This window comes from Candidatus Bandiella numerosa (assembly GCF_021811875.1).
GTDB classification, from domain to species: Bacteria; Pseudomonadota; Alphaproteobacteria; order Rickettsiales; family Midichloriaceae; genus Aquirickettsia; species Aquirickettsia numerosa_A.
The window spans coordinates 1-5,680 of record NZ_JAJBJD010000060.1 but is presented as its reverse complement, the minus strand read 5'-3'; the positions used below and the strand labels follow the sequence as shown (position 1 = coordinate 5,680).

Genomic DNA, 5,680 nt, shown 5'->3' with positions numbered 1-5,680 from the left:
CTCTCTCAGAGACTTTATCAAGAGATACAATCGAAAAACCAAGGCTTATTCCAAAGCCGCTGATATGGCTGAATTATCTGTGTATATACATTTCTTCTTTGACGCTATATTTGCTTAGCAATGCCTTATTTTCCTTTATGCTCGCTAAAGCACCTTCTAAATAACTCAGTATAACCTCAGATGCTTTTTGTCTCTCTATTTTCGATGAGTCAAATTTTGTTAAAAACAACTCTATGTCCTTCAATTGTTGTGTTACTTTTTCTTTGTTATTAATAAATTTCTCTGATTCTAATAGTAAATTTCGTACATTAAAATTATCTTGCAGTAACTCTGGAATAATACTTTTATTCATCACTATATTACAAATTGCAACGTAGCTAATTTTAAGCTTTTTTTTAATTATATAAGCAGTAAACCTATTCATTTTATAAAAAACAATAATCGGTACTTTTTTTGTAATAGATTCTAAAACACTTGTTCCAGATTTACATAAAATTAAATCACTTATATTAATTAAATTATTTTTGTCCCTGTCATCTTTGCAAATTATTAAGTTATCATGTTTTAAATACCTTTTAATTTGTTTTTCCAAGTGTCCCAATGTAGGTAATATAAAAAATATATTTTTATATTTTTTACAAAGCTCATCCATATACTCACGCAAAACAGGAAGGTGATATTTTAGCTCATTTTTTCTACTTCCTGGAATTATGGTGATAATTTTTTTACCGATTAATCCATATTCTTTCCTTATATCATCCTTATTAATTTGACCATAATCACTACCACTTTCAATTGTTGGATTACCCACATAACTGCACTTTAAACCAACTTTATCAAAATATTTTTTTTCAAAAGGAAAAATTACCAACATATGATTAAATAACTCAGCACATTTTTGCGCACGTTCTGGTTTATAAGCCCATACCGTTGGTGCTACGTAATGAATAATTGCTATATCTAAGTTTAAAAATTTTTTTACTAATTTTACCAGCAGAAAATTAAATCCTGGTGAATCAACAGTGATGATTAAATCTGGCATTAGCTTTTTAATATATAGGATGGTTTGAAATAACCTAAATAAAATTTTAAATATTTTTGGTATAATTTCTAAATAACCCATAATTGCCAATTCTTTGCTTGGAAAAAGGCTTTTTATACCTCCTTCACTAATCATTCTTTCACCAGCTATTCCATAAAATTTAAACTTATAATTGGGTATTTTTTTTAAATCTCTCATGAGATTAGCAGCTAAAATATCACCAGACGCCTCTCCTACTGAGATAAATAATTTATAGTGATTGATCATATTTTTTTTTATTAAAGGATATAATACTACTCAAAAGTTTAGTATCATATCGCTTAGGAGGAATGCTTTTTTCTATTACCCAATTATAAATATCATTATCAGGAACCTGAAGCAATTCTTCATATTGCTTGATTGATTCAGACTCTAAATTCATTAAAAATTTTTCAGCAAAGCTACCCAAAATTATGTCTAATTCCTTACATCCTCTATGTGTGCTCTGATACAATAATTTCTTTTTTAAATGATCAAAATTCATTAATTTTTCTCTATTTCAATCTTTTTGAAAAAAATCTCTGGTTTATTTAAAACTGTGCCAGGATTAATGCAATGCGATTTTGAAACAGCATCAAAACTTCTTTGCTTAATTTTAAAATAGTCAAGTATACTCTCTGCAGTATGTGGAATAAACGGTTGAAGTAGCAAAGCAATAACTCTTATAACTTCAGATATAACGTATAATACAGTACACATTCTTTTAAAATCAGTTGTTTTTAACTTCCAAGGGGCCTCTTCATCTATAAATACATTTGCATTATTTGATAATACAATAATTACTTCCAATATTTGTTTCAAGGACTGCTCATCTACATAATTTCTTATTTTTAAAATAGCACCATAAGCATCATTTAATAATTTACTGTCCTTCTCATTAAATTCACCTGGTGTTGGAATTTTTTGCTCACAATTTTTATATATCAAATTCACTGTTCTAAAAATTAAGTTACCAACTTTGTTAACCAACTCAGAATTTATTTTTTCAATAAAACTATCCTCTGAAAAATTTCCATCATTACCGAAAGTTATTTCTCTTATTAAATAGTACCTAAAATAATCTAGACCATGTTTTTCAATAATATTACAAGGATCAATAACGTTACCTAAAGACTTTGATATTTTTTCACCATTATTAGTCCACCAACCGTGTGCAAAAATTCTTTTTGGAATTGATAAATCTGCAGCCATAAGAAATGCAGGCCAATATACCGCATGAAACCTCAATATATCCTTACCAACAACATGTAAATTTGCTGGCCAAAATGATACTTCATCTTTATTTAACGCAGAAATATAATTAAATAATGCATCAAGCCAGACATATATAACATGACTTTCATCATTTGGAACTTTTATTCCCCATTTAAATGATGTTCTTGAAACAGAAAGATCTTTGAGTCCAGATTTTACAAAAGAAATGACTTCATTTTTTCTGCTTTCTGGATGTATAAAACCTGGATTATCTTTATAAAAATTCAGCAATTTTTGTTGAAAAGATTCTAATCTAAAAAAGTAACTTGATTCTTCTATCCATTCTACTGGCGCTCCTGAAGGAGCATTACCATTGACTAATTCAGATTCTAAAAAATAAGCTTCATCTCTAATAGAATACCAACCTGAATATTTACCTAAATAAATTTGATTATTATCGATTAATTTTCGCCATACACTTTGCACAAAATTTTTATGCCTCTCTTCCGTTGTTCTAATAAAATCATCATTAGATAAATTTAAATCCTTTGTTAAGTTGATAAAATTTTGAGCAATTTTATCAACATACTCCTGAGTTTGAATTGAATATTTTTGTGCAGATTTTTCGACTTTTTGTCCATGTTCATCAGTACCAGTTAAGAATTTAACATCATACCCATCCAATCTTTTAAATCTTGCTATTACATCAGATGCAATATTAGTATAAGCGTGGCCTATATGTGGTTTATCATTAACATAGTAAATAGGCGTGGTTATATAGAATTTTTTTTGCATTAAATGTAATTTATACTTTATCCGTCAGGGTTAATAGTACGATTACCTTTTTTCATTGAAAATTGCAACTGAGGTCCATCTAAATTCGCTGAATTACCAACTGTAGCAATTTGAATTCCCTTATTTACTATCTGACCCTTTTTAACCAAAAATTTATCTAAGTTAGAATAAGCAGTCAAATAGCCATTGTTATGTTTAAGTATAATCAAATTCCCGTATCCTTGCTGATTACCTAAATACGCCACCTCACCTCTTGAAGCTGCTTTAACTGGCTCACCTATTTCTGCAGCAATGTTAATTCCCTCGTTAGATTTGCCATTATGATCTCCATAAGTTTTTATTACACGACCATTTATAGGCCACATAAAATCTTCTGAATTAATAGGGTACTGATTCTTGAAAAACTTATTTATTTTTTCTGCTTTCGGAGCTACAAGAAAACTATCCTTCGCCGTCAATACATTTAAATCACTATCTTGCTTTTTGTTTTCATCAACTTGATTATTATTTTGTACTTCCTCAACATTTTCTTCATCATGAACTTTTGATGAATCAAAGTTCACATGCTTATATCCATCATGCTCTACAAATCCACTACCTGACTCAGGAATTACTATATAATCTCCAGCAAATACCTCTGAATCAACAGACAAACCATTTTTTTCAGCAAGCAAATTAAGATCAACATCATTAACCCTTGCAATACTCTCAAGAGTGTCACTTGATTTTATTAGATAATAATTACCTATTGGAATCTTTATAACCGTTCCAGGCTTAATACTATCATATGAATCTAATGAATTTAATCGCTTAATTTCCTTAATTGGCACATGATATTCCTGAGCTATTTCACTGACAGATTGAACTGCCTGACTCTTCACAAAGCGATATTTTTCTTTTTTTCCAAAATAAATTGATTGGTTATTTTCAATGATAGCAGTAGTATCAACCGAATTACAGCCCGCTAGAAAACATACAAGAGAAAATCCAAGAAAATTACCAAATCCAGCTTTCATTTTATCCAATTATTTCTAATTACGGTTATTTTTTGCTAACATAATTTTGTTTTCTTTATGTAGTGTGCCATCTATTTTCTTTTTTTGATTATTAAAAGCAACTAATTTCTGCCCTTCAAGAGGATTAGAAATCAAAGGTTTTACTTTTATAGGATTTATTGGTTTACCATATTTCCTAATTTCATAATGCAGATGAGCACCAGTTGCACTACCAGTACTACCAACATACCCAATCACTTGCCCTTGTTTTACAGCCATACCTCTTTTCATTCCAGGCTTAAATCTGCTCATATGGGCATATAAAGTTGAGTATTGATTATTATGTTTTATTGCTAAATATTTGCCATACCCTGCTCCATATCTCATAACTTGAACCACACCATTACCAGCTGCTAAAATAGGTGTCCCCGTTACTGCAGCGTAGTCGACCCCTTTATGTAACTTATTGCACTTTGAAATGGGATGGAACCTAACCCCAAACCCTGAAGAAATACGAGCTCGATTAATAGGTTTACTCAGCATTGCACTTTTTAAATTCCTCCCATCAGCGTAATAATAGCTAATATTGCCTTTGTTATCTTTATATTGGTATACTTCATATTTCTTATTGTTGATGGATAAATATGCGTAAAGTATATTTCCATCACTAACTTTTTTCCCTTCTAAAGTTTCATTATAATTAAACAGTATCTTAAATTCGCTATCATTTTTAACATCTCTTTTAAAGTTAACCTCATTACTTAACATTTTAATATATTCCATAATAATTCCAGGAGATGCACCCTGTGATAATGCACTATTATACAGACCTTCTTTAGCATACCCCTTTACTAACTTGGATTTACTGTTAGTGGTTTGCTTAAGAAGCTTTAAATCATACTTATTTTTACTTTCATTATAAATACCTTCAATAATTTTATTATCAATATGAATGGTCATATTATATGGCAAATCACCTACTTTAATTTTACTACCATCTTTAGAACTAAATAAGAATTTTATTTCCTGCCCAACATTTATATTCAGAAAATTGTATAATTCATTAATTTGCTTTGATATAGAGTAGGTGTCAGATGAACTAAATCCAACTTCAGATAATATTTTTATTATACTATCTCCTTTTTGCACAGTGCGCACATACTTATCACTCAAGAATTCTGAACTAGATATAGTTTCAGTCTCATCTTCCGATTCTTCATCTATACCCTCACTATCATCAGTTTGATTAAACGGAATATCAGCGCTTATAGATTTTATGGTACCAGAAGAATCATTTTTAATACTAAAAATAAAACTTACAACAATATAAAAAATTGCAAAGCCGAATAAAAAAAAGTTAATTCTCTCAAGTCTCATTAAACCTAAAAAATAACGCATTGAACCAGTTTATTTGATGAATAGCATTATAAGCATACAATTTAGAAATTTTCAAGAATTAATGTCAAAATTTATCAACACAATTCTAAATGGAAGCATAAATATTAGATAGCGTATAAATAGGAAAAGTGCTAACCTTTGACCTAAAACAATACAGGTATCAAATGGATTTTGAAATAATAGTAAGAAAAAAAGAAAAAGGCGAGGTAGTATCAGA

At 29.4% G+C, this 5,680-nt stretch carries 5 protein-coding genes; all 5 read right to left on the bottom strand.

The annotated features are described in order from the left end of the window. Positions 1 to 73 precede the first annotated feature (73 nt). The 5 genes from lpxB to L8D11_RS02985 are packed head-to-tail and all read right to left on the bottom strand — an operon-like array spanning position 74 to position 5,442. Positions 74 to 1,309, bottom strand: coding sequence for a lipid-A-disaccharide synthase (gene lpxB / locus L8D11_RS03005; protein ID WP_236870197.1), 1,236 nt, complete (start codon positions 1,307 to 1,309; stop codon positions 74 to 76). Continuing rightward, positions 1,293 to 1,565 carry an FAD assembly factor SdhE gene (locus tag L8D11_RS03000; protein WP_236870196.1) on the bottom strand — a complete coding sequence of 91 codons (273 nt, stop codon included), beginning with the start codon at positions 1,563 to 1,565 and terminating at the stop codon, positions 1,293 to 1,295. Before L8D11_RS03000 ends, lpxB begins: the two co-directional genes overlap by 17 nt. Beyond that, entirely contained in the window at positions 1,565 to 3,070 is a 1,506-nt protein-coding gene (gene metG, locus L8D11_RS02995; protein WP_236870195.1) for a methionine--tRNA ligase, read from the bottom strand. The genes L8D11_RS03000 and metG overlap by 1 nt, the downstream gene beginning before the upstream one ends. Positions 3,071 to 3,087: 17 nt before the next feature. Further along, complete coding sequence (locus L8D11_RS02990) at positions 3,088 to 4,086, bottom strand: LysM peptidoglycan-binding domain-containing M23 family metallopeptidase (protein WP_236870194.1); 999 nt, start codon at positions 4,084 to 4,086, stop codon at positions 3,088 to 3,090. A gap of 15 nt (positions 4,087 to 4,101) precedes the next feature. Beyond that, positions 4,102 to 5,442, bottom strand: a complete 1,341-nt coding sequence (locus L8D11_RS02985; RefSeq protein WP_236870193.1) for a M23 family metallopeptidase — start codon at positions 5,440 to 5,442, stop codon at positions 4,102 to 4,104. Positions 5,443 to 5,680: the final 238 nt, after the last annotated feature.